We start from the raw sequence: 21,665 nt of genomic DNA on the forward strand, positions 1-21,665 counted from the left end.
TACAGTAATGAAACTTTCCAAACCCAAGTACATATTCGTAACGGGCGGTGTTGCGTCGTCGCTCGGAAAGGGTATTATTTCGGCCTCGATCGCACGGCTGTTGCAGGCACGCGGCTATTCGGTGACCATTCAGAAGCTCGACCCCTACATCAATGTCGATCCCGGAACGCTCAACCCTTATGAGCACGGCGAATGCTACGTCACCGAGGACGGCGCCGAGACCGACCTCGACCTGGGACACTACGAACGCTTCACGAACCAGCCCACGTCGAAATCCAACAACGTCACCACGGGACGTATCTACAAGAGCGTCATCGAGAAGGAGCGCAAAGGCGAGTACCTGGGCAAGACCGTGCAGGTCATCCCCCATATCACCGACGAGATCAAGCGCCGCATCCAGTTGTTGGCGCAGACCAAGAAATACGACGTCATCATCACCGAGATCGGCGGCACGGTGGGCGACATCGAGTCGCAGCCGTTCATCGAGTCGGTGCGTCAGCTGCGCTACTCGCTGGGGTACAAGAATACGGCGCTGGTGCACCTGACGCTGATTCCCTACATGGCCGCTTCGGGCGAGATGAAGACCAAGCCCACGCAGCACTCCGTGAAGGCGCTGCTGGAGAACGGGCTTCAGCCCGATATCCTCGTGCTGCGCGCCGAACATACGCTGACCACGGCGCTCAAACGCAAGGTGGCGTTGTTCTGCAACGTCGACGCCAATGCCGTGATGGAGTCGATCGACGTGCCGACGATCTACGAGGTGCCGATCAAGATGCACGAACAGCATCTCGACGAGGTGGTGCTGGACAAACTGAACCTCCCGGCCGACAAGGAGCCGGACATGGCTGCCTGGAGCGCTTTCGTGGAGAAGATCAAACACCCGTCGAAGAAGATCGAGATCGCGCTGGTGGGCAAGTACACCGAGCTGCCCGACGCCTACAAGTCGATCTGCGAATCGTTCATTCACGCCGGAGCCGTCAACGACTGCAAGGTGAAGCTCCGCTATGTCAATTCGGAGAAGGTCACCGGCGAGACGGCCGCCTCGCTGCTGGGCAAGATGTCGGGTATCCTGGTGGCTCCGGGCTTCGGCAACCGCGGCATCGAGGGCAAGATCGAGGCCGTGCGCTTCGCCCGTGAAAACGGCATTCCGTTCCTGGGCATCTGCCTGGGCATGCAGTGTGCGGTGATCGAGTTCGCGCGCAACGTGTTGGGACTGCCCGACGCCAATTCCAGCGAGATGGAGCAGGCGACGGCCCATCCGGTGATCGACCTGATGGAGGAGCAGAAGGGCGTGACGGCCAAGGGCGGCACGATGCGCCTGGGGGCCTATCCCTGTACGCTGAAGAAGGGTTCGAAAGTGGCTGCGGCCTACGGCAAACTCAATATTTCGGAGCGTCACCGTCATCGTTACGAGTTCAACAACGACTATCTGGAGCAGTTCGAGGCCGCCGGCATGAAGGCCGTGGGCGTCAATCCCGATACCAATCTGGTGGAGGCCGTCGAGATCGAGAACCATCCGTGGTTTGTCGGCGTGCAGTACCATCCCGAATACAAGAGCACCGTGCTGAGCCCCTCGCCGCTGTTCGTGGCCTTCGTGAAGGCCGCACTGGAATATGCGGGAAAGAAATAAGGAAGAATTATATAGACAATAAGATGTACCGTTTCTTGCAACCGATCCTTGTTTTTCGCCGCCTCAGGCGGCGTTTACAAGTCTGACCCACCCCCAAACCCCCGCCTCAGGCGGGGGCTTAATGCCGTTTCACGGCAAAATCGGAGTTTTGGACTGTCGGTGCAACTAATTAAAATTTTAATGGATAAGAAATCAATCATCGGCATTGCCGTCGTGGCGGTCCTCTTTCTGGGATTCGCCTATATCAACAGCAAGCAGCAGAAGGAATATCTCGAAAAGAAGGAGGCGTATGAAGCCTATATGGACTCGGTGGCCCGCGCGACGCGGCCCGCAGCGGTTCCGGCCGCCGATTCGACGGCGATAGGTGAAGCGCCCTCCGGGGCGACGGCCGAAGAGGCCGCGGCAGCCGTGCGCGAACGCCAGGTGGAGACGCTGGGCGAGTCGCTGACGACGGCCCGCGAGGCGGAGCCCGAGGAGTTCACGGTGGAGAACGAGGTGATGTCGGTGCGTTTCTCGACCCGCGGCGGCCAGATCACGGGCGTCACGCTGAAAGACTACACCAAGTATGCCCCGCGCGGCGAGCGCAACCAGCTGATCGAACTGATGGACCCGGCGACGGCCCGTTTCGGGCTTTCGTTCTACGTGAAGAACGGGCTGCGGAACATTCCTGTAAATACGCTGGACTATGTCTTTACCGCCGAGCCGGAGACGACGACCGCCGACGGTGCGAAAGCCGTCGTGATGCGGCTGCCGGTCGCCGAGGAGTCGTATCTGGAGTATCGCTACACCTTATATAATACGTCGTCGCCCGAACGCGACTACCTCGTGGATTTCGACGTGCGGCTGGTGAATATGGCCCGCGAGATGGCCAACCAGACCCAGATTCAGATCGACTGGGCCAACACCACCTACCAGAACGAGAAGGGATTCCAGAACGAGAACATGTACACCACGCTGGCCTACCGCTTCCCGGGCGAAACGTCGATCGAGGAGCTGGGCATGAGCGACGGCGCCAAGTCGAAGAACATCACGACGCAGGTGTCGTGGGTGGCGTTCAAACAGCAGTTTTTCTCGTCGGTGTTCATCGCCCCGGAGAACGTCTCCTATGCGAACCTGGCTTTCGATACGGCGGCTCCCGAGTCGTCGCTGCTGAAAACTTTCACGGCGCAGATGGGAGTGCCCTATACGCCTCAGACCGAGGGGTATGATTTCGCCTTCTATTTCGGCCCCAACAAGTACTCGATTCTCAAAAAGGTCGACGACCCGAAGGGCGCCGATCTCCACCTCGAACGGCTCGTGCCGCTGGGTTGGGGCATCTTCGGATGGGTCAACCGCTGGTGTGTGATTCCGGTCTTCGACTTCCTGCGCAACTATATCGCCAGCTTCGGTATCATCATCCTGATTCTGGTGCTGTTGGTGAAGCTGGTGATCTCGCCGCTCACCTACAAGAGCTACGTCTCGATGGCCAAGATGCGTCTGATAAAGCCGCAGGTCGATGAGCTGAACAAGAAATTCCCCAAGCGCGAGGACGCCGCCAAGAAACAGCAGGCCATGATGGAGCTCTACAAGAAAGCGGGCATCAATCCCATGGGCGGCTGTATCCCGATGCTGATTCAGATGCCGATTCTGATCGCCATGTTCCGCTTCTTCCCCGCTTCGATCGAACTGCGCGAGCAGCCGTTCCTGTGGGCCGACGACCTCTCGTCGTACGACAGCGTGCTGAACCTGCCGTTCTCGATCCCGTTCTATGGAGATCACGTGTCGTTGTTCGCCCTGCTGATGGCCGTGTCGCTGTTCGGATACTCCTGGTTCAGCTACCAGCAGACCGCTTCGTCGCAGCCCCAGATGGCCGGCATGAAGTTCATGATGGTCTACATGATGCCGATTATGATGCTCTTCTGGTTCAACAGCTATTCGAGCGGACTGTGCTATTACTACCTGCTTTCGAACCTCTTCACCATCGGGCAGACGCTCGTCATCCGCCGCATGGTCGACGACCAGAAGATACATGCCATCATGCAGGCCAATGCCGCGAAGAAATCGAAGGGTAAGAAATCGAAATTCCAGCAGCGTTACGAGGAGCTTCTGCGTCAGCAGGAAGCCCAGCAGCGCGCGAAGAAAAAGTAGGCGGGAATCCCGCTTTCGATCCGGGCCGGAGCGTATTCCTCGAGGGGAATGCAGCTCCGGCCCCGTTTTTGCCGGGGAGGGTGTAAAATGGGAGCGAAAATGAAAAGATGGTTGACTTTCGGGCTGCTGCTGGCAGCCGCGATGCCGCTTGCGGCGCAGGAATTGGGTTCGGAATACCGCCTGAAGCGGGTGATTCCGGTCGAAGGACGGCAGGGAATCGCCGCCGATTCGGCCTATTATTATGTGTCGGGCAGCACGGCGCTCTACAAGTACGACAAGCAGGGGCGGCTGGCGGCCCGGAACGAACGGCCCTTCGAGGGGCTGCCGCTGGCGGCGAACCATATCGGCGACATCGACGTCTGGAACGGGGAGATTTACGCCGGGATCGAGACCTTTGAGGACGGCCGCGGGGAGAATATCCAGGTGGCGGTTTACGATGCCAACACGCTGAAATGGAAACGTTCGATTGATTGGGAACCCGCCTCGGGGCAGGTAGAGGTGTGCGGACTGGCCGTGGACCGCGACGGCGGCATGGTCTGGATGGCCGACTGGGTCGACGGACGCTATGTCTACGGCTATGACCTTGCGACGGGGAAATACGTGCGTAAGGTCCACCTGCGTCCCGTGCCGCAGTGGCAGCAGGGTATTTTCATGGCCGGCGGGCGGATGCTGATATCGGCGGACGACGGGGATGCCGACCTCGAAGAGCCGGACAACATCTACGTCGCCGACCTGCGCGACGGGAAATCCTGGGCTACGGTGCTGCCGTTCCGTTCGATGGACGATTTCCGGCGGGCGGGCGAGATCGAGGGGCTGGCCGTCGATCCCGCGACGGACGACCTGCTGGTGCTGGCCAACCGGGGTGCGCGGATCGTGCTCGGGATGCCGCGGGGATTTTACCCGGGTTACGACCGGGAGGTTCACGAGATTTATGTGTACGAAAAGATAAAATGAAAAAAGGTCCCGGAAAGGGACCTTTTTCGTTGCGCGGCTATTTGTCGAATCCTGCCGAGACGAAGACCAGCACGTCGGGCAGTACGGTCTCCCAGTAGCGCCACGTGTGGCCGCCGTCGCGCATGCGGTACTGCAGGGGGATGTTCCGCTCGCGCATGAGCGTGTAGAAGTCGACGTTGGATTTCCAGAGAAAATCGTCGTCGCCGCAGTCCACCCACCAGCGGACCGAGCGCACGCCGTCGAGCTTGTCGTCGGGCATTTCGCGCAGCATCACGACGGGCGAGTTGTCGGCGACGGATTGCTGGAACGCATCGTCGTAGTTGCGCGGGCCGGGCAGGGCGTCCAACAGGCCGCTCATCGGGCAGGCCGAGCCGAAGACCTCGGGGTGGCGCAGGGCGTAGACCGCCGTGCCGCCGCCGCCCATCGAGAGACCCGAAATGGCGCGGTGGGCTTTGTCGCCGGTGATGCGGTAGTGCTTTTCGACGGCGGGGATGAACTCCTCGAAGAAGAACTGTTCGTAGTTCCAGCCCGGGACATTGAAATAGCCCATGTGCCGACCGGTGTAGTTCTCGCCTTCGCCCGCGGCGTCGGGCATGACGACGATCATCGGCCGGGCCATGCCCGAAGCGACGGTTTCGTCGGTGATGCGGCGCATGTAGCCTTTCAGGGTCCAGTCGGTGTGGCAACCGCTGGCGCCGTGCAGCAGGTAGAGCACCGGGTAGCTCTCCCCGGAACGGCCGTAACCGTCGGGCAGGTAGACCGTGCAGTTCTTTTCGACGCCGAGTATCTTGCTCGGGACGGTGTAGACTTCGGTACGGCTCTGGGCCCCGGCTGTCAGGACCGCGGCGAGCGCAAGCAGGGTGGTGGTCAGCAGTTTTTTCATGGTTTATTCTACATAGAGTACCAGCCCTTTGAGGTATTCGCCCTCGGGATGGTAGATGTTGATCGGATGGTCGGCGGGCTGGGTCAGCTGGTGCAGGATGCGCACCTTGCGGCCTGCGATGGCCGCGGCCGAAAAGACCGTCGTGCGGAACAGCTCCTTGGAGACCGCCTGCGAGCAGGAGAACGTAAAGAGAATGCCGCCCGGACGGATTTGCGACAGAGCCCGGGCGTTGAGCCGCTTGTAGCCCTGCATGGCGTTGCCCAGCACCTTGTGGTGCTTGGCGAAGGCCGGCGGGTCGAGGATGATGAGGTCGTATTTGTCACCGATGTCCTTCAGGTACTCCACGGCGTCGGCGGCGACCTCCGAGTGGGCCGCACTGTCGCCGAAGTTGAGCTGCATGTTCTCGGTGGCCAGCGCCACGGCGCGCTCCGAAGAGTCGACCGAGCAGACCTCGCGGGCGCCGCCCGAGAGGGCGTAGACCGAGAATCCGCCCGTATAGCAGAACGTGTTGAGCACGGTGCGGCCTTTCGCATAGCGTTTCACCAGTTCGCGGTTCTCGCGCTGGTCGAGGAAAAAGCCCGTTTTCTGACCTTTCTCCCAGTTGACGAGGAACCGTTCGCCGTTTTCGGTGACGATCTGCGAAGTGTGTTCCGCGCGGCCCCACAGGTAGCCGTCGACGGCCCCGAGGTCGGCTTTGAAGGGGAGCGTCTGCGACGATTTGTCGTAGATGGCCGTCAGGCGGTCGCCGTAGACCGAGCGCAGCGCCTCGGCGATCTGCTGCCGGGCGTGGTACATGCCCGCCGAGTGGCACTGGATGACGGCCGTCGTGCCGTAGATGTCCACCACCAGTCCCGGCAGGGAGTCGCCTTCGCCGTGGACGAGGCGGTAGCAGGTCGTCACGGGGTTGTCCGTGAGCGAGAGCGTGCGGCGTACGTCGTGGGCCACGGCGATGCGGCGGTTCCACCACGCCTGGTCGATCGGTTCGCGTTCGAACGAGAGCACGCGCACGGCGATCGAGCCCACCTGGTAGTGGCCCTGGGCGATGAATTCGCCCGGGCGGGTGTAGACCTCGACGAGGGCTCCTTCGGCGAAATCGGACTCCTCCTCGGCCTCGATGTGGTCGATGGCCCCCGAGAAAATCCACGGATGGCGGCGCAGGAGCGACTCCTCCTTGCCGCGGCGCAGGTAGATTTGCGGTATCATTTGCGGATCGGTTTTTTCGGTGTGCGCAGCAGTTGTTCGTAGATGCGGGTGCAGACCCAGGCATCGGTGGCGGCGTAAAGCTGCTGTTTGTCGGTGAGGGTCGCGGCCTCCCAGTTGCTCAACCGCTGGGCTTTCGAGACGCGCTGTCCCAGCACGATGGCCGAGAGTTTGCGCAGGCTCTTCTCCTCGATGCCCCACTGGGGCGCGATGGTCTGCAGGTCGACGAAGCCTCCGTCGCGGAAGTGGCGGATCTGGCGCAGCGAACGCAGGTCGCCCGCCACGTCGGCGCCGATTTTGAGCACCTCCTTGTTTTCGAGCAACTGCAGGATGGGCTTGGCCAGCGGAATCTTGTTGAGCCGGAAAAGGTAGCAGACGGTCGGGGTGGAGAGCTGCAGCAGCGACACGCGGAACGTCACGCCCGGACGGAACGAAGGACGGGTCTCGGTGTCGAACCCGATCTGCGGCTGTTGTGCGAGTTGTTTGCAGGCCTCGGCGATGTCGCGTTCCTGCTCGACGAGGAGAATCTTCCCCCGGAACTCGACGGCCGGGAGCAGGGCGGTCTGCTCGTTGCTGATTTTATTGATGAAATTGTTTACTGTGGTCATGCGGTGAAAATTCCCACAAATTTACGGAATTATTTTCAGAAAAGCGGCTCGCCGGAGCGCTATTTTACCGGGTCCGGGTTGTCGGGACCGCCGGAAAGCGCGAGACAGCCGTCCGGGGAGGTCCGGACCGCTCTTTCTGCGAGCAGTTCGCGCACGGCCCCGGCCAGCCGTTCGGGCGGGCAGGCCATGTCCGCGGCCAGTTGCCGCGGGTCGGCGGGGGATTCGGCCAGGCGTTGCAGGATGCTTTCGCGCAGCGCGGCGGCATCGGCGTCGGAAGCTCCGGCGGAGGCTTTGGCGGCCCGTTTGCGGGCGAGGCACACGTCGCAGACCCCGCATGGGGCGGGATCGCCCTCGCCGAAGTATTTTTCCAGCACGGCGCCGCGGCACTCGTCGTCGTTGGCGGCGTAGGCGACCATCTGTTCGAAGCGTTCGCGCATCAACTGCTGCCGCCGCTGGTAGGTCTCGGGGGCGATATAGAGGTCGGCGCGCGGAAGGCGCTCTTCGTTCAGGAAGAGGATCGGCGAGCGGTTCGACGGGATGTAGCGGATGACGCGCAGCTGCCAGAGCCGCTTCAGCAGCTCTTTGACCCGCTGGACGGTGTAGCCGCTCCAGGTGGCCAGTTCGCCCTCGTCGATGGGCCGGAATTCGGTGAAGACCCCGTTGTAGAGCCGCAGCAGGGTGCGGATGAAGTGGTCGAGTTCGTCGCGCTGCACGCGAAGTTTGTACAATTCGTCGCGGCTGACGCAGAACATCACCCGCGCGGGGTTTTCCTGCGCGTCGGTGAGGGTCATGTAGCCGTTCTGCTGCAGGAGTTTCAGGGCGCTCAGGACCGTCCCCGAATAGAGGTGTTCGCGGGCGCAGAAGTCGTGGATGTTGAACAGGAACGAGGCCTCGCCCCCGTCGCCGACGCCCACCTGCAGGTAGGAGCAGACCGATTCATAGATATCTTTGACTTTTTCGAGCGGGGGAAACTCCTGTTCGAAACGCCGTGCGATGCGGTCGCTGTCGTCCGAGGCCACGAGCAGCAGGGCATAGGCCCGCGCGCCGTCGCGGCCTGCGCGTCCGGCCTCCTGGTAATAGCTTTCGAGCGAGTCGCACATGGCGTAGTGGACCACGAACCGCACGTCGGGTTTGTCGATGCCCATGCCGAAAGCGTTCGTGGCGACCATCACGCGGACTTTGCCCGAGAGCCACTCTTCCTGCCGCAGCGCCCGTTCTGCATGCCCCAGTCCGCCGTGGTAGGCCGCGGCCGGGACGCCCTCCTGGCGCAGAAAGTCGGCGGTCTGCTCGGTGCCTTCGCGGGTGCGCGTGTAGACGATGCCCGAGCCGGGGACGTTGTGCACCAGCCGCAGCAGTTGGCCGTTCTTGTCGTCGGTGCGGCGGACGCTGTACGAGAGGTTGGGGCGTGCGAAACTGCTGCGCAGGATGTGCGGCTCGGCGAATTTGAGGTGGCGCATGATGTCGTCGGCCACCGGTTTCGTCGCCGAGGCGGTGAGCGCCAGCACGGGGACTCCGGGGAGTTTCTCGCGCAGTTCGGCGATGCGCAGGTACGAGGGCCGGAAATCGTAGCCCCACTGCGAGATGCAGTGGGCCTCGTCGACGGCCAGGAGCGAGACGTTCATGCGTACGACGCGCAGGCGGAACGCCTCGGTGGCCAGCCGTTCGGGGGCGACGTAGAGGAATTTCACGTCGCCGTAGACGCAGTTGTCCAGCGCGATGTCGATCTGTCGGGGCGAGAGTCCCGAGTGGATGGCCACGGCCGCGATGCGGCGTGCCCGAAGACGGTCGACCTGGTCTTTCATCAGGGCGATGAGCGGCGTGACGACGATGCACAGGCCCGGGCGGGCGAGGGTCGGAACCTGATAGGTGAGCGACTTGCCGCCGCCCGTGGGCATCAGCGCCAGCGTGTCGCGCCCCTCCAGGACGGAGCGGATGATCTCCTCCTGCACGGGACGGAATTCCGTAAAGCCCCAGTAGCGTTTCAGGGTGTCGTATATTTTGTCCGAAGCGGATTCCATAATACAAAGATACGAAAAAGTCGAGCGCAGAAGCAAACTTTAGTTTGATTATGCCGAGCGGGAGTATCTGAGACGAAGTCAAAGATACGAAATTTCATAGCTCCTGCAAAACGACCCGATTTCCTAAAAGTGCCGTTACGGCGCCGAAAAATTAGGCGGTTTGGGGATTTTTTTATACTTTTGCAAAGATCAGAACGTTCGATAAATGAAGATACGCGAAGAATACAAGATACGCGAGATGGCGGGCGAGCATGTAATCGTCATGCCGGGAGGCGGCGGAGCTGCGGATATGACACGCATCGTGTCGCTCAATCCGTCGTCCCTCTACTTGTGGGAGGCGCTGCGCGGCCGGGATTTCACGGCCGAAGATGCAGCGGACCTGCTCACCGAACGTTATGAGGTCGATGCCGAAACCGCCCTGCAGGATGCCGGGCTGTGGGTCGCCCGGCTCGCGGAGTGCGGAATTGTGGAATGATGAACGTGAAGAAAGGCATATCGCTGTTACTGATGACCGTCTACCTGCTGGCGACGGCCGGGGCGGCCGTGGTCTCCCTGACCTGCAGGTGTGTGGAGCAGCGGGTGCATGCGGAGCATGTATGTCTTTCGGAATGCCAGCACGACATGCCCGCCGACGGGGTCGTGCGTTCGTGCTGCGGCTGCGAACTCCATTCGACCGACATAGAACTCTATCTCTATTCGTCCGCTGAGAACGGCGAACGCCATATCCGCTGCATGGTCACCGACCTGCCTCCCGCCATCACTGCGGAGTGTCCGTGTCCCGAACGGGTTCCCGTTCTGCGGGAAAAGAGCGCCGAAAGGCGTTCACCTTTCGTACAGGAGGCCTCGATTCTTCCCGTAGGCTTCCGGGCCCCTCCCGTATCGGCTTAAAACTCCTTCGGGACCCGTGCTGCACGCACCGGTCCGCAATCAGTTTTAACCGATAACGGAAATTTTCCATGAAATTTTACAGAATCTCATTTCTTACACTTTCGGCTCTTGCCGTGTGCGGCACGCTGAACGCCCAGGATTTGCGGGGCGTGGTCCGCGATGCCGACAAACAGCCCCTCGTCGGGGCCTCGGTCTACTGGGCCGGAACGACGATCGGCGCCGGGACTGACGTTCAGGGCGCTTTCCAGTTACACCGCGTGAAAGGCTACGACAAGCTCGTGGCCTCCTACCTGGGCTATGTCAACGATACGATCCGCGTCGGAAGCGGAGTCGACAAAGTCGAATTTACCCTCCGCTCGGAGGGCGTGGCCCTCGATGACGTCGTGGTCGAGGGGAATCTCAGCGGTAATTTCGTCAAACGCGACGGCATTGTCAAAGGCGAGATGATTTCGTTCGCGGGTCTCTGCAAGATGGCCTGCTGCAATCTGGCCGAGTCGTTCGAAAACTCGGCGTCGGTGACCGTCGGTTACAGCGACGCCATTTCGGGCGCCCGGCAGATCAAAATGCTGGGGCTGGCCGGGACCTACACCCAGATACTCGATGAGAACCGTCCGATCATGCGCGGCCTGAGCGCCCCCTACGGGTTGAGCTATACGCCCGGCATGTGGCTCAATTCGATTCAGGTGTCGAAGGGCGTGGCGTCCGTCACGGCGGGCCACGAGGCCATTACGGGCCAGATCAACCTCGAACACCGCAAGCCCACGGACGACGAACGCCTGTTCGTGAACCTCTACCTCGACGACGAACTGCGTCCCGAGGCCAACATCTCGACGGCGTTCCCCGTGACCAAAGACAAGAAACTGTCGAGCGTCATCCTGCTCCACGGCTCGATGGACACCGACGTGCGGAAGATGGATCACAATCACGACCATTTCCGCGACCTGCCGAAATCCGACCAGATCAACGTGGCCAACAAGTGGCTCTATTCGGCGGACAACGGCACGCAGGTGCGCTGGGGCTGGAAGTTCGTGCAGGAGAACCGTCTGGGCGGCATGCTCGATTTCAAAAACACCGATGCCATGCGCGAGGATATGGCGGAGAACTGGGATTGGAAGACGACCGGCAAGCCGATGCCCCTCTACGGTTCGCACATCCGCAACCGCAACGCCAACGGCTATCTTAAAATAGGTATGCCTGTCGGTCCGTCGGTTTACGACCCCGACGAGCAGGATGAGCTGCGCTCGAATCTGGCGTTCGTGGCCGATTTCGACCATTTCAACGAGGACGCCTATTTCGGGCTCAACACGTACGAGGGCAACCAGAACGCCGTGGCGCTGAACCTGATGTACAACCACTATTTCACCCGCCGTTCGTCGCTGATCGTCGGTGTGCAGGCGCATCTGGACTATTTCCGGGAGCGTCTGGTCAATCCGACGCCGTGGATTCCGGGGACGACGACGGGCGATTACGATTTCGACCGTGACGAAGAGGAAGCGGGCGCCTATGCCGAGTACACTTACACCATCAAAGACAAACTCTCGGTGGTGGCGGGCATCCGCGGCGATTACAATGCCTATTACGACCGCTTCTTTGCGACGCCCCGCGGACACCTGAAATGGAACATCACCCCCTCGACGACGCTGCGAGCCTCGGCAGGGTTGGGTTACCGTTCGACGAACGTCATTACGGACAACATCGGCGTGCTGGCCACGGGCCGTAAGATCGTGTTCCTCGGGAGCGAACCCGGAGCGGTTGATTTCAAACGTTTCGACCGCATGGAGAAGGCTCTCACGGTGGGCGGAAGCCTGACGCAGACCTTCTCGCTGGCCGGGAGCGACAACGCCACGCTGAGTTTCGACTATTTCCGTACGCAGTTCTACAATTCGGTCGTGGCCGACCAGGAGTACGACCCGGAAGCGATCGTCTTTTACAACACCGACGGGCGTTCGTTCACGGACACTTATCAGGTCGACTTCTCGTGGACGCCCGTCGAGCGGCTCGACATCTTCGCCACGTTCCGCTACACGAACAGCGAAATGACCATCGAGCGTCCCGACGGCACTTCGGCCCGCGTGGAGCGTCCGCTGGTGAGCCAGTACAAGACGCTGCTGAACATTCAGTACGCCACGAAGTTCCGCCGCTGGGTGTTCGACGCCACGGCGCAGTTGAACGGTCCGGCGCGCATCCCGACGCAGAACGGGATTCTGGCGGACGACAGCTATTCGCCCCGCTACCCGATGTTTTTCGCCCAGGTAAGCCGCAAGGTGGGCAAATTCGACATCTATGCGGGCTGCGAGAATATCGCCGACTACCGGCAGAAGGAGCCGATCCTCCATGCGGACAATCCCTATTCGGTCGGTTTCAACTCGATGAATGTCTGGGGACCGCTGATGGGCCGCAAGTTCTATGTCGGGTTGCGATTCAACCTCTATTGACCCGCGTGAAAAACGTCATGTAAAACCTTAAAATAGAAAGTAAAGATGAAAAAACTGCTGATGGTATGCCTGGCCCTGCTGATGGGCGCCGGCATGTGCGCGGCTGCCGAAAAGCCCGCTGCAAAGAAAACCGTGACCACGGTGTTCGTTACGGACATCGACTGCGATCACTGTGTGAAGAAGATCATGAACAACGTTCCGTCGCTCGGCAAGGGCATCAAGGACGTGAAGGTGGACCTGCCCAAAAAGGAGGTCACCGTGGTTTACGACGGCACGAAGAACAACGATGCGAATATCGTGAAGGGGCTGGCCTCGCTCAAAGTGAAGGCCGAGCCGAAAAAAGCCGCAGCCAAAAAATAGCCGCGGCGGGATTTGTTATCGAAGCAGGAGGGTCCGGATGGGCCCTCCTGTTGTTTAATCGACGGGCTGCCGTCCATAAGGCGGGTGTTCGGTTTGCAGCGCCGTGCAGGTTGAGCAGCGGCAGGGGATTCGTCGTCCATGAAGCGGGTGTTCGGTTTGCAGCGCCGCGAAGATTGAGCAGCGGCAGGAGAATCCGTCGCCCATAAGACAGGCGTTTTACGCCTGTTATTCCATCGGGCGGACCCGGGTGTCGGTCAACCCTTCGGTCTCGCGCACCAGCCGGTCGATGTCGGTCTTCTCCTCCACCTCGCCGTAGTGGTAGGGGTAGAAGATCGTCGGGCGGATGGCCTTCACGGCTTCGACAGCCTGGTCGACGGTCATCGTGTAGGGCTGGTTCACGGGCAGGAACGCGATGTCGATGTTGCGCAGCGCCCGCAGTTCGGGTGTCGGCTCGGTGTCGCCCGCGATGTAGATGCGCGTGCCGCCGACGGTGAGGATGTAGCCGCAGTCCTCGCGCTCTTTGGGGTGGAACTGCAGGTGTCCCGGGGTGGTGTTGTAGGCTGCCACGGCCTCCACCTTCACCCAGTCGCGCGGCGTGGCGACGCTGCCCGGGCGCATCGTGTAGCAGTTCATTTCGAAGGCTTCGGCCGAAGTGCGGTCGCAAAGGATTTCCGTGTCGGGCGTGAGCAGTTTCTCGACCGCCGCGACGTCGAGGTGATCGTAGTGCGAATGGGTGATGAGCACGATGTCGGCCTTCGGCAGTGCGGCGTAATCGGCATTGGCGCTTATGGGATCGACATAGATGTATTTGCCGCCCACGGCGATCGACAGCGAGGCGTGTTTGAAAAAGGAGATCGTGAATTGGGTGCCGTCGCGTGTCGTAAGCTGGTCGGACGGATACTCGGGGGCCTTCGCGCGGCCGCATCCGAAGAGTGACAGGATTGACATAAGTGTAATTGCGATTAATATGCTGTTTTTCATGGTTTCTCAGGGTTAATGCCGGCGTCCGGCCTGTATTTCGGCGGTCGGGCGGCGAGGCCGTTTGGGTGTCGCCTCAGGATAAAGATACAAATTTGCTGCGAAACAGCCAAATCGGAGGCTCCGCATGTGAATTTTTTTTACCTTTGGCGTCGTATCGACATTTTTATTTGTCGGAAAGTTCTGCCGGACCGGCACGATTTGTTATCTTTGCATAAATTAATGCAATTTTTTTCGGTCCCGACGCAGTATATTGCCGGCCGGACCGTTTATTAAGAGAAATTAACCAAGCACATAAGCATGAATAAAATTTTTGCAACGATTGTATTGGCGGCCTTCGCGCTGTCGAGCTGTATCAAAGAGGATGACAGCTATAAGGAGTTACTGCCCCTGCGACCGGGTATGAATATTTACAGCATGACGATGACTCAGAACGCTGTCGCCATGCAGCCGGCCAACGCGGGCATTCGACTGGCCATGCTGCTGGCCGAGGCTGCGAAGCAGTATCCCGAGACCGAGCTCAAAGATGTGGACCTGACCAAACTGAAGATCGAGGGCAATTCGAATTCGGTTATGACTTTGCTGTTCACGGCGGGAACGAAAATCGAGCGGCAGGCGGACGGCGATTATAAAATCACTTATAACGGAGATTACCAGCAGTACGACGGCTTTTTTCTGAAAGGTTCGATGCTGGTCAAGACTGGTGGCGTAGAACAACTGAAAGATACCAATGGCAGCCAGACGTGGCAGGTGGAGATCGAGGAGGGCCTGACGTTGTCCGCCAGAGACGTTAATGGTCTGATTCAGGTGAATATGGAGGGTGGTTCGACGACGCTTTATAACGAGGGCCTTTCGTACACCATATCTCTGAGCGGAATCAGCGCCAGTTTCGAGAATGCCTCTGTCTCTTCGAGTTGGAGAGGTGATTTCTCGCTGAGAGGTGTAAACGCCGACCTCGTCTATTCGGAGTGCCGGGGCAAGGATTTCAAGGTCAGCGGAGAAGCATCGGGGCCTTCGGTTTATGTCGGCTCTGACAGTTCGAATCTCAGGCTGGGCTATTACCTCAGCTCCGGCAGCGTTTACCGGAGCGGACAGATCATCGAGGGAACGCAGGAGTGCAGTTTCGAGTCCTATAATTACGATACTTCGGGTTATCCTTCACCCGATGTGAAATACGTTTGGTCGAACGACGGCAACAAGTTGTATCAGAAAATCTATTACAACGGTTACGTTTATCCGAAGAACTGACGTTCGGAAGCGAAAACAGCGGCGGCTCTGAAAAGGGCCGCCGTTTTTTATGTCTTGCGGTCGAGCCGCATGACCGAAGGGATGAAGAAACCCGTTATGCCGACCAGAACGATGACCGTTCCGGCGATGATGAAGGTTGTCGAGAGACCTATATTTTCTGCCAGGAATCCCGTGCCGAGCAGTCCGAGGGCTGCGGGCAGCAGGCCGAAACTGCGGTAGAGCGACATGACGCGTCCCAGTACGCCCGCTTCGATGCGGGTCTGTATCACGGAGACGAACGAGGCGTTGAAGACGCTGCTGGAGATGCCCGCCGTGGCCGTGAAGAGTGCGAACCAGAGGAATCCCGAGGGCGACAGGAGTCCGGACAGGGCGAACGAGAGGCCGACGACCAGGTACATCAGGTTGACCAGCACGATGCGGCTGACCTGATAGGTGCGGGCGCCCATGACGGCGCCGCCCAGGAGCGCCCCTCCGCCCCAGACGATCTCGATCAGGCTCATTTCATACGTGCCGCCCCCGAAGTGCTGGAGCGTCATCAGCGGGAACATCACACCGACGGGCATGATGAAGAACCAGACGACGATGGACAGCGTGAAGAACCAGCCCATACCCGGAATGGCGTGCATGGCCGAAAAGCCTTCCCGGAATTCGCGCCACAGGCCGGGTTTGCGGGTCGTGTCGCGCGCCGGGTTGGGGATGCGGACGAAGAGCAGCGAGGTGCAGGCAATGGCGGCTCCCGCGACATCCAGCAGCAGGATGTTGCCGATCGAAGTGAGGTTGATGAGCAGCGCTCCGAGGGCCGGGCCCGCGATGCTCGACAGCGAGGCGATGATCTGGTTGATCCCGGCGATGCGCGTAAGCTGCGACTGCGGGGCTAGCAGCGGGACCGAGGCCTGCATGGCAGGCATGTGGAAAGCCGAGCCTGCCGAGCGGCAGGCCAGCAGGATGTAGATGTGCCACATTTCGGCCACTCCGGCCCGGAACAGGATTGCCAGCGCCAGTGTGCAGAGTGCGATGAAGCTGTCGGCGAGGATCATCGTGCGCTTGCGGTCCCAGCGGTCGACGTAGACTCCGACAAAGAGGCCCAGAAGCGACTGAGGCAGGATGCTGGCGATGGCTGCGATGGCCAGCACCTCGGCAGAGCCGGTCTCGAGGCTCATCCAGAAGATGATCGAGTAGGCCACGACCTCGCTGCTGAGAATCGATGCCAACTGTCCGCTCCAGATTATGGCGAATGTCTTTTTCCAGGTCTCCATCGTGAATCGGTTTTGTGACAAAAAAGGCGGACACCGAGGAGGTGTCCGCCGCTAAAACCCTTCCGGGGAAGGACTATTTAACTGCTTTAACTATTGCCTCGAATGCTTTCGGCTCGTTCATTGCCAGGTCGGCCATCACCTTGCGGTTGAGGACGATGCCCTTGGCGTTGAGTTTGCCGATGAATTGTGAATAGGTCATTCCCTGGGCGCGGACGGCGGCGTTGATACGCGTGATCCACAGCGAACGGAATGTCCGCTTCTTGAGGGCGCGGTGTGCATAAGCGTAGCACAGACCCTTTTCGACCGTATTTTTCGCAACGGTCCAAACGTTTCCCCTTGAACCAAAGTTACCTTTGGCAAGTTTCAAAACTTTCTTTCGACGTGCGCGTGACGCAACTGCGTTTACTGAACGTGGCATACTGTAAAGTTTTTTGAGAGCTCACAGCGATACGGTTCTCCCGCATTCTTTGGGGCTGTTCTGCTCCGATTAATAAAATTCCGCCGGTTAATTATTTAACGAGCAGGTTTTTGATTTTGGTCTCGTCGACCGCAGAAACGATACCCGAATAGCAGAGGTTACGCTTCTGTTTCGTCGTCTTTTTGGTCAGGATGTGACTGTGATAAGCGTGTTTGCGCTTGATCTTTCCTGTGCCGGTGAAGGTAAAACGCTTCTTCGCAGCGGCATTGGTTTTCATTTTCGGCATTGTCGTAAATAGTTAATTAGTTAAACTTAGCCTGCAAAAGTACGAAATATTTCCCACACTGCAATCGAATGGCTGAAAAAATCGTATATTTGGATGACAAAAGTTCTTTCCACCCTGCAAACTACCGCCCGATGATTTGCCATGACGTTTTTATCAGCTACAAAAGCCAGTATGTAGATATCGTGAAAGCCATCTCGCATGTGCTCGAAGAGGAGAATATCCGTTGTTGGTATGCACCCCGCGACCTGGACAGCCGCAGCGCCGGGGTCGATTACGACGATGCGATCTTCCGGGCGATATCCGCCTGCCGGGTCGTGGTTGTGGTGCTGACCGACGAAGCCCTCGAATCGGAGTGGGTCAAAACCGAAATCGCGCAGGCCCAGAACAAGCGCAAGCTGATTATTCCCTATGTCGTGGGCAAGATCACGTGTGAGAACGGATTGCTGATGCGCCTCCAGCAGAAGCACTGGATAGACGCCTATCCCAATCCCGAGCGCAAGTTTTCGCTGTTGGTCAACAATGTCAAAATCCTGTTGAACGAGACCCTGAAAGAGGAGCCGGGGCAGGACGGAAACCGTCCGCTCTACACGGTCGCACCCGCCGGATCGGACAGTGACTTCGATTTCGATTACGAGGAGGGCGAGGCGCTCTACCGGGCCAAGGAGTACAACGAAGCCATCGTCGCGCTGGCCGCCTCGGCCGAGCGGGGGAACCCGAAGGCGCAGAAGCTCGTCTGCAAACTGTTTTACGATCTGGACAAACGCAGCGACGAAGTGTCGCCCGAGATATGGGACATGCTCGAACGGCAGTCCAAGGCCGGGCATTGCTATGCCTGCTTTGCCATGCACACCAAATATTACCGCGATTATCGCAATTACTATATTTCGTTCGACTACCTGAAAAAAGCGGTCCGGGAGCAGAACCTCGGGCACGCATTCCTGCGGCTGGGCATCCACTACGCTTGGGGAATGGGTGTGAAGCTGAACTACACGCTGGCCGTGCACTACTACGAACGGGCCATAAAGCTGGGTTGTGCCGAAGCCTATTCCTACCTGGGGCAGCAGTATGAATTCGGGTCCGACAAGTGGCCGGCCGATCCGGCCAAGACGCTCGAATGTTATCGCAAGGGGGCGCAGGCGAACGATACGCGGGCTTTGATGAAGCTCGGCAACCTCTATGCCTCGGGCGACATCGTGGAGAAGGACCGGGAAAAAGGATTCGGATACTTTCAGCGGATGATCGACCTGGGCGATTGCCGCGGCTATTCGCAGATGGGATTGTACCACCACCTCGACAACGATATGGAGACGGCCGTGAAATATTACAAGAAAGCGGCCCTCCACGATGTTGCGGACGCCTTTTCGAGCATGGCGGGAATCTGTTGGAACGAGGGCGAGAAGGAGGACGCCTATCGTTGGGCCAAGGGCGGATATCTGCGCAAGGAGCAGTTCGCCGCCTATCTGCTGGGATTCTTCTACGAGCAGGACGAGGAGTATGAAAAGGCGTGGGAATGTTATTTCTGCCGTTACGAATGGGCCGGAACGGGGGCCGAAGATCTGGCGCGCCTCTATGTCGAGAACAAATTCCGCCCGGAGAAGATGCCCGTCGGAGAGATTATCCGGATGCTGGATATCGCCGCCAGGGGGCGCAACGAGGAGGCTGTCAACCGTCTGATCGAGATCTACTCGGGCGACGAGTTCGGCTGCAAGGACCCTGTGAAAGTCGAGGAGTACCGGCAGCTCGGCGTGAGCGTGGAGATGGCCGACCAGATGTACGACTGCGGCGTGAAGATGATGGGCGGCGACGAGACGTCGTTCAATCCGTACAAGGGCTTGGACCTGATCGAACGCGCTGCGCGCAAGAAATATGTCCAGGCGGTCGAGTTCCTGATAAAAGTCTACGAGAAAGGCCGCTATGCCGACAAGGAGAAGTGCCGGGAGTGGTGCCGCTACGGGCTGGACGAGGACCTGCTCTCCGGCGAGCGGCTTTCGTCGGTGCTGAAAGCGCTCCTCGGGGCTCATTTCGACGGCACGGCGGAGTTGCCGGCTGCGGAGTTTGAAAAATATGCCCGTCAGGCGCGTGAGCGACTGGCGCGCGGAGGCGACGCCGCACAGCCGTTGCGCGGCATCGCACACAGGCTCGACCCGGAGTTCGATCCCCGTGCGGTAGAGGACGGAGGCATTGCCGAAGGGCCGTTATTCGAGAAATACCACGACTACTATTGGGCCTGTGATATGGATATGCGCCGTGCGGACGAGCCGGGGCCGGAGTTCTGGGAGCGTATTCGGGACGATGAGGCGTATGCCGGGGCCCGGATGCGGAAAGCCGGGGAGGTCTCCGACAAATATACTTTCTGGGACAATCCCAACCAGTTCTTCGACAGCTATGAGGAGTTGTGCAAACGGTGCTCGATCACGCCGCAGCCGTTCACGCGGGTCGAGCGGGAGCTGCTGTCGCCGCCGTTCATCACGAGCCGCGCCGCCCGGCAGTTCGGCCGCGACGTGGTCCGGTGCATGGTCTCGCTGTTTGCGACCGGGCAGAAGGATATCCTGAAATGCCGCCAGCCGGTCTCCGATGAGGATATCCTGAATGCCGCGGAAGCGTGTACGGATGAAACGGTACAATGGTTGTTGATCGGGTATGTCGAATCCCGGTTAGAACTGGAAGGAGTATTCCTCTGGTACAATAAATTGTATCCCGGCGGTGTCCTGAATCCGAAAGCGGCGGAGGAGTGGTGGACCGGCTACCGGAAGCAGCTGGCGGAGCTGGGAATCGAACTGGAACAAGCTGCGGCCGGTGCCGCGGATGCAGGCGGGCCGCAGTCCGAAACGGCTTCGGATGCCGGTTTCGGGAACGACGACGATGAATTCGACCGGCTGCTGAATGAGTTTATCCGGGCGGAGTTGGACCAGGACGAAGGGGAGAAACCGGCCTGACCGCCGGTATGTATAATTGAATAGAACGATTCGGATATGGAAACGGAGTGGGATCTTATCGTGCGTTTGTGTGTGGCGGGGCTTTGCGGAACGGTCATCGGGCTCGACCGCGAATACCGGGTGAAGGATGCGGGATTCCGTACTCATTTCCTGGTGGCGCTGGGCAGTGCGCTGATGATGATCGTTTCGCAATATGGATTCGAAGGCTTCCTGGCGACCCATGACGGGCTGCGCCTCGATCCCAGCCGTATTGCGGCGCAGGTGGTCAGCGGCATCGGATTCATCGGAGCCGGTACGATCATCATACACCGTCAGCTGGTGCGCGGGCTGACCACGGCGGCGAGCCTCTGGGCTACGGCCGGCATCGGACTGGCGGCCGGAGGACACATGTACATCGTTGCCGGAGCGGCCACCGTGCTGACGTTGTTCGGACTCGAGGTGCTGACGCTCTTTTTCGGCGGGCTGGGACGCCGCCGCACGATGATCGTCTTTTCGGCGCAGAAAAAGGAGTTCATCGACGCGATGTTCGATCGCCTCGAAAGCAAGGACTATTCGGTCATCTCCTACGAGGTCGAAACCCAGCGCACGTCCGACGGGGTGGTGCACCGCGCCACGATCGTCATTCGGGCCAAGGGACAGGCCGGCGAGGAGGGATACATCGACCTGCTGCGCGAAAATCCCGACATCACCGTCGAGCGGATCGTCTGACGCTTCCCGCAAGGCGCCGAAAACCGGCTGAGAATTCATACCTATATATAATAAAGGCATTCCTTCGTCCGTTATGGAACTGCACTCCGGAGGTTATTAAAAAACTTTCGGAACTAACTCGCTGATCCATAACCGGGTGTAGGATGATTGTCGAAATTGTCGAAAAAAAGTCCCCGAATTATTTGGAATTTGCCGGGAAAAGCCCTTATCTTTGCACCCGCTTCGAGAGAGAAACACACCTCGAAACGACAAAAACACGTTCTGAAAAATTTTGAAAAAAGTTCTGAAAAGTTTTGGAGATTCAGAAAAAAGACTTACCTTTGCACCCGCTTCGATGAGGAGCGATAAGCAAAAAGGTTCTGAAAATTTTCTGAAAAATTTTTTCGAAAAGTTTTGGTGGTTCAAAAAATAACACTTATCTTTGCACCACTTTCCGCTGAAAAAAAATCAGCGGTCAGAACAAGGGAAAAGATCGAAGGATCGGCTCCCGGACAGAATAAAGAAATTGTTCTTATAGTAATATATTGAACAGCGTTCTTTGAAGTATTTGAGCAGCTAAAAGTTTTTTCCACTCTCGCAAGAGAGTAGATTTCAAACAATACCTTTGAGATTAGAGCTAAAGATTTAAAACAAAACATTTTATACAATGGAGAGTTTGATCCTGGCTCAGGATGAACGCTAGCGGCAGGCCTAACACATGCAAGTCGAGGGGCAGCGGGATTGAAGCTTGCT

18 protein-coding genes and 1 rRNA gene are annotated in these 21,665 nt (G+C 59.0%); 11 read left to right on the forward strand and 8 right to left on the reverse strand.

The features are described 5' to 3' along the window. Positions 1–7 precede the first annotated feature (7 nt). The 3 genes from BLU78_RS12150 (at position 8) to BLU78_RS12160 (ending at position 4,711) form a co-directional block, all read left to right on the forward strand. The gene (locus BLU78_RS12150) at positions 8–1,630 is read left to right on the forward strand and encodes a CTP synthase (RefSeq protein WP_010265717.1); all 1,623 of its coding nucleotides are present in this window, start codon (positions 8–10) and stop codon (positions 1,628–1,630) included. A gap of 180 nt (positions 1,631–1,810) precedes the next feature. Further along, the gene (gene yidC / locus BLU78_RS12155) at positions 1,811–3,757 is read left to right on the forward strand and encodes a membrane protein insertase YidC (RefSeq protein WP_010265714.1); all 1,947 of its coding nucleotides are present in this window, start codon (positions 1,811–1,813) and stop codon (positions 3,755–3,757) included. A 99-nt stretch (positions 3,758–3,856) separates the two neighbouring features. Then, a complete protein-coding gene (locus BLU78_RS12160; protein WP_026020830.1) occupies positions 3,857–4,711 on the forward strand; it encodes a YncE family protein in 855 nt (284 codons plus the stop codon). A gap of 37 nt (positions 4,712–4,748) precedes the next feature. Here the strand turns inward: BLU78_RS12160 and BLU78_RS12165 are convergent, their stop codons facing one another. The 4 genes from BLU78_RS12165 to BLU78_RS12180 are packed head-to-tail and all read right to left on the reverse strand — an operon-like array spanning position 4,749 to position 9,420. Further along, entirely contained in the window at positions 4,749–5,594 is an 846-nt protein-coding gene (locus tag BLU78_RS12165) for an alpha/beta hydrolase (protein ID WP_010265706.1), read from the reverse strand. Between the two features lie 3 nt (positions 5,595–5,597). Continuing rightward, the gene (locus BLU78_RS12170) at positions 5,598–6,797 is read right to left on the reverse strand and encodes a class I SAM-dependent rRNA methyltransferase (RefSeq protein ID WP_010265704.1); all 1,200 of its coding nucleotides are present in this window, start codon (positions 6,795–6,797) and stop codon (positions 5,598–5,600) included. Beyond that, the gene (locus tag BLU78_RS12175; protein WP_010265697.1) at positions 6,794–7,402 is read right to left on the reverse strand and encodes a 3'-5' exonuclease; all 609 of its coding nucleotides are present in this window, start codon (positions 7,400–7,402) and stop codon (positions 6,794–6,796) included. Before BLU78_RS12175 ends, BLU78_RS12170 begins: the two co-directional genes overlap by 4 nt. 59 nt (positions 7,403–7,461) lie before the next feature. Further along, positions 7,462–9,420, reverse strand: coding sequence for a RecQ family ATP-dependent DNA helicase (locus BLU78_RS12180; protein WP_010265694.1), 1,959 nt, complete (start codon positions 9,418–9,420; stop codon positions 7,462–7,464). A 205-nt stretch (positions 9,421–9,625) separates the two neighbouring features. Between BLU78_RS12180 and BLU78_RS12185 the strand changes: the two genes are divergently transcribed. The 4 genes from BLU78_RS12185 to BLU78_RS12200 all read left to right on the forward strand — a co-directional run bounded on the left by BLU78_RS12185 (position 9,626) and on the right by BLU78_RS12200 (position 13,103). Then, complete coding sequence (locus BLU78_RS12185) at positions 9,626–9,895, forward strand: PqqD family protein (RefSeq protein WP_010265691.1); 270 nt, start codon at positions 9,626–9,628, stop codon at positions 9,893–9,895. Next, entirely contained in the window at positions 9,895–10,308 is a 414-nt protein-coding gene (locus BLU78_RS12190) for a hypothetical protein (protein WP_026020828.1), read from the forward strand. The genes BLU78_RS12185 and BLU78_RS12190 overlap by 1 nt, the downstream gene beginning before the upstream one ends. A 68-nt stretch (positions 10,309–10,376) precedes the next feature. Next, on the forward strand, positions 10,377–12,743 hold the full coding sequence (locus BLU78_RS12195; protein ID WP_010265687.1) for a TonB-dependent receptor: 2,367 nt from the start codon (positions 10,377–10,379) through the stop codon (positions 12,741–12,743). 45 nt (positions 12,744–12,788) lie between these two features. Beyond that, on the forward strand, positions 12,789–13,103 hold the full coding sequence (locus BLU78_RS12200; RefSeq protein ID WP_010265684.1) for a heavy-metal-associated domain-containing protein: 315 nt from the start codon (positions 12,789–12,791) through the stop codon (positions 13,101–13,103). Positions 13,104–13,328: 225 nt separating this feature from the next. Here BLU78_RS12200 and BLU78_RS12205 read toward each other — a convergent pair whose 3' ends face one another. Continuing rightward, positions 13,329–14,051, reverse strand: coding sequence for an MBL fold metallo-hydrolase (locus tag BLU78_RS12205; RefSeq protein WP_010265681.1), 723 nt, complete (start codon positions 14,049–14,051; stop codon positions 13,329–13,331). 330 nt (positions 14,052–14,381) lie between these two features. On the opposite strand from BLU78_RS12205, the gene BLU78_RS12210 reads away from it, so the two are divergent. Continuing rightward, on the forward strand, positions 14,382–15,329 hold the full coding sequence (locus BLU78_RS12210) for a hypothetical protein (RefSeq protein WP_020692703.1): 948 nt from the start codon (positions 14,382–14,384) through the stop codon (positions 15,327–15,329). A 47-nt stretch (positions 15,330–15,376) separates the two neighbouring features. On the opposite strand, the gene BLU78_RS12215 is transcribed toward BLU78_RS12210, so the two are convergent. The 3 genes from BLU78_RS12215 to rpmI form a co-directional block, all read right to left on the reverse strand. Continuing rightward, positions 15,377–16,585 (reverse strand): MFS transporter, encoded by a 1,209-nt coding sequence (locus BLU78_RS12215; RefSeq protein WP_010265675.1) that lies wholly within the window; start codon positions 16,583–16,585, stop codon positions 15,377–15,379. A gap of 73 nt (positions 16,586–16,658) precedes the next feature. Next, entirely contained in the window at positions 16,659–17,003 is a 345-nt protein-coding gene (gene rplT, locus BLU78_RS12220) for a 50S ribosomal protein L20 (RefSeq protein WP_010265672.1), read from the reverse strand. Between the two features lie 91 nt (positions 17,004–17,094). Next, complete coding sequence (rpmI, locus tag BLU78_RS12225) at positions 17,095–17,289, reverse strand: 50S ribosomal protein L35 (RefSeq protein ID WP_010265667.1); 195 nt, start codon at positions 17,287–17,289, stop codon at positions 17,095–17,097. A 131-nt stretch (positions 17,290–17,420) separates the two neighbouring features. Between rpmI and BLU78_RS12230 the strand changes: the two genes are divergently transcribed. The 3 genes from BLU78_RS12230 to BLU78_RS12240 all read left to right on the forward strand — a co-directional run. Further along, complete coding sequence (locus tag BLU78_RS12230) at positions 17,421–20,225, forward strand: toll/interleukin-1 receptor domain-containing protein (RefSeq protein WP_020692700.1); 2,805 nt, start codon at positions 17,421–17,423, stop codon at positions 20,223–20,225. Between the two features lie 36 nt (positions 20,226–20,261). Further along, entirely contained in the window at positions 20,262–20,933 is a 672-nt protein-coding gene (locus tag BLU78_RS12235; RefSeq protein WP_010265663.1) for an MgtC/SapB family protein, read from the forward strand. Positions 20,934–21,576: 643 nt separating this feature from the next. Next, positions 21,577–21,665: ribosomal RNA gene (locus tag BLU78_RS12240) — 16S ribosomal RNA — on the forward strand; the annotation flags it as partial.

This window comes from Alistipes timonensis JC136 (genome assembly GCF_900107675.1).
GTDB lineage: Bacteria > Bacteroidota > Bacteroidia > Bacteroidales > Rikenellaceae > Alistipes > Alistipes timonensis.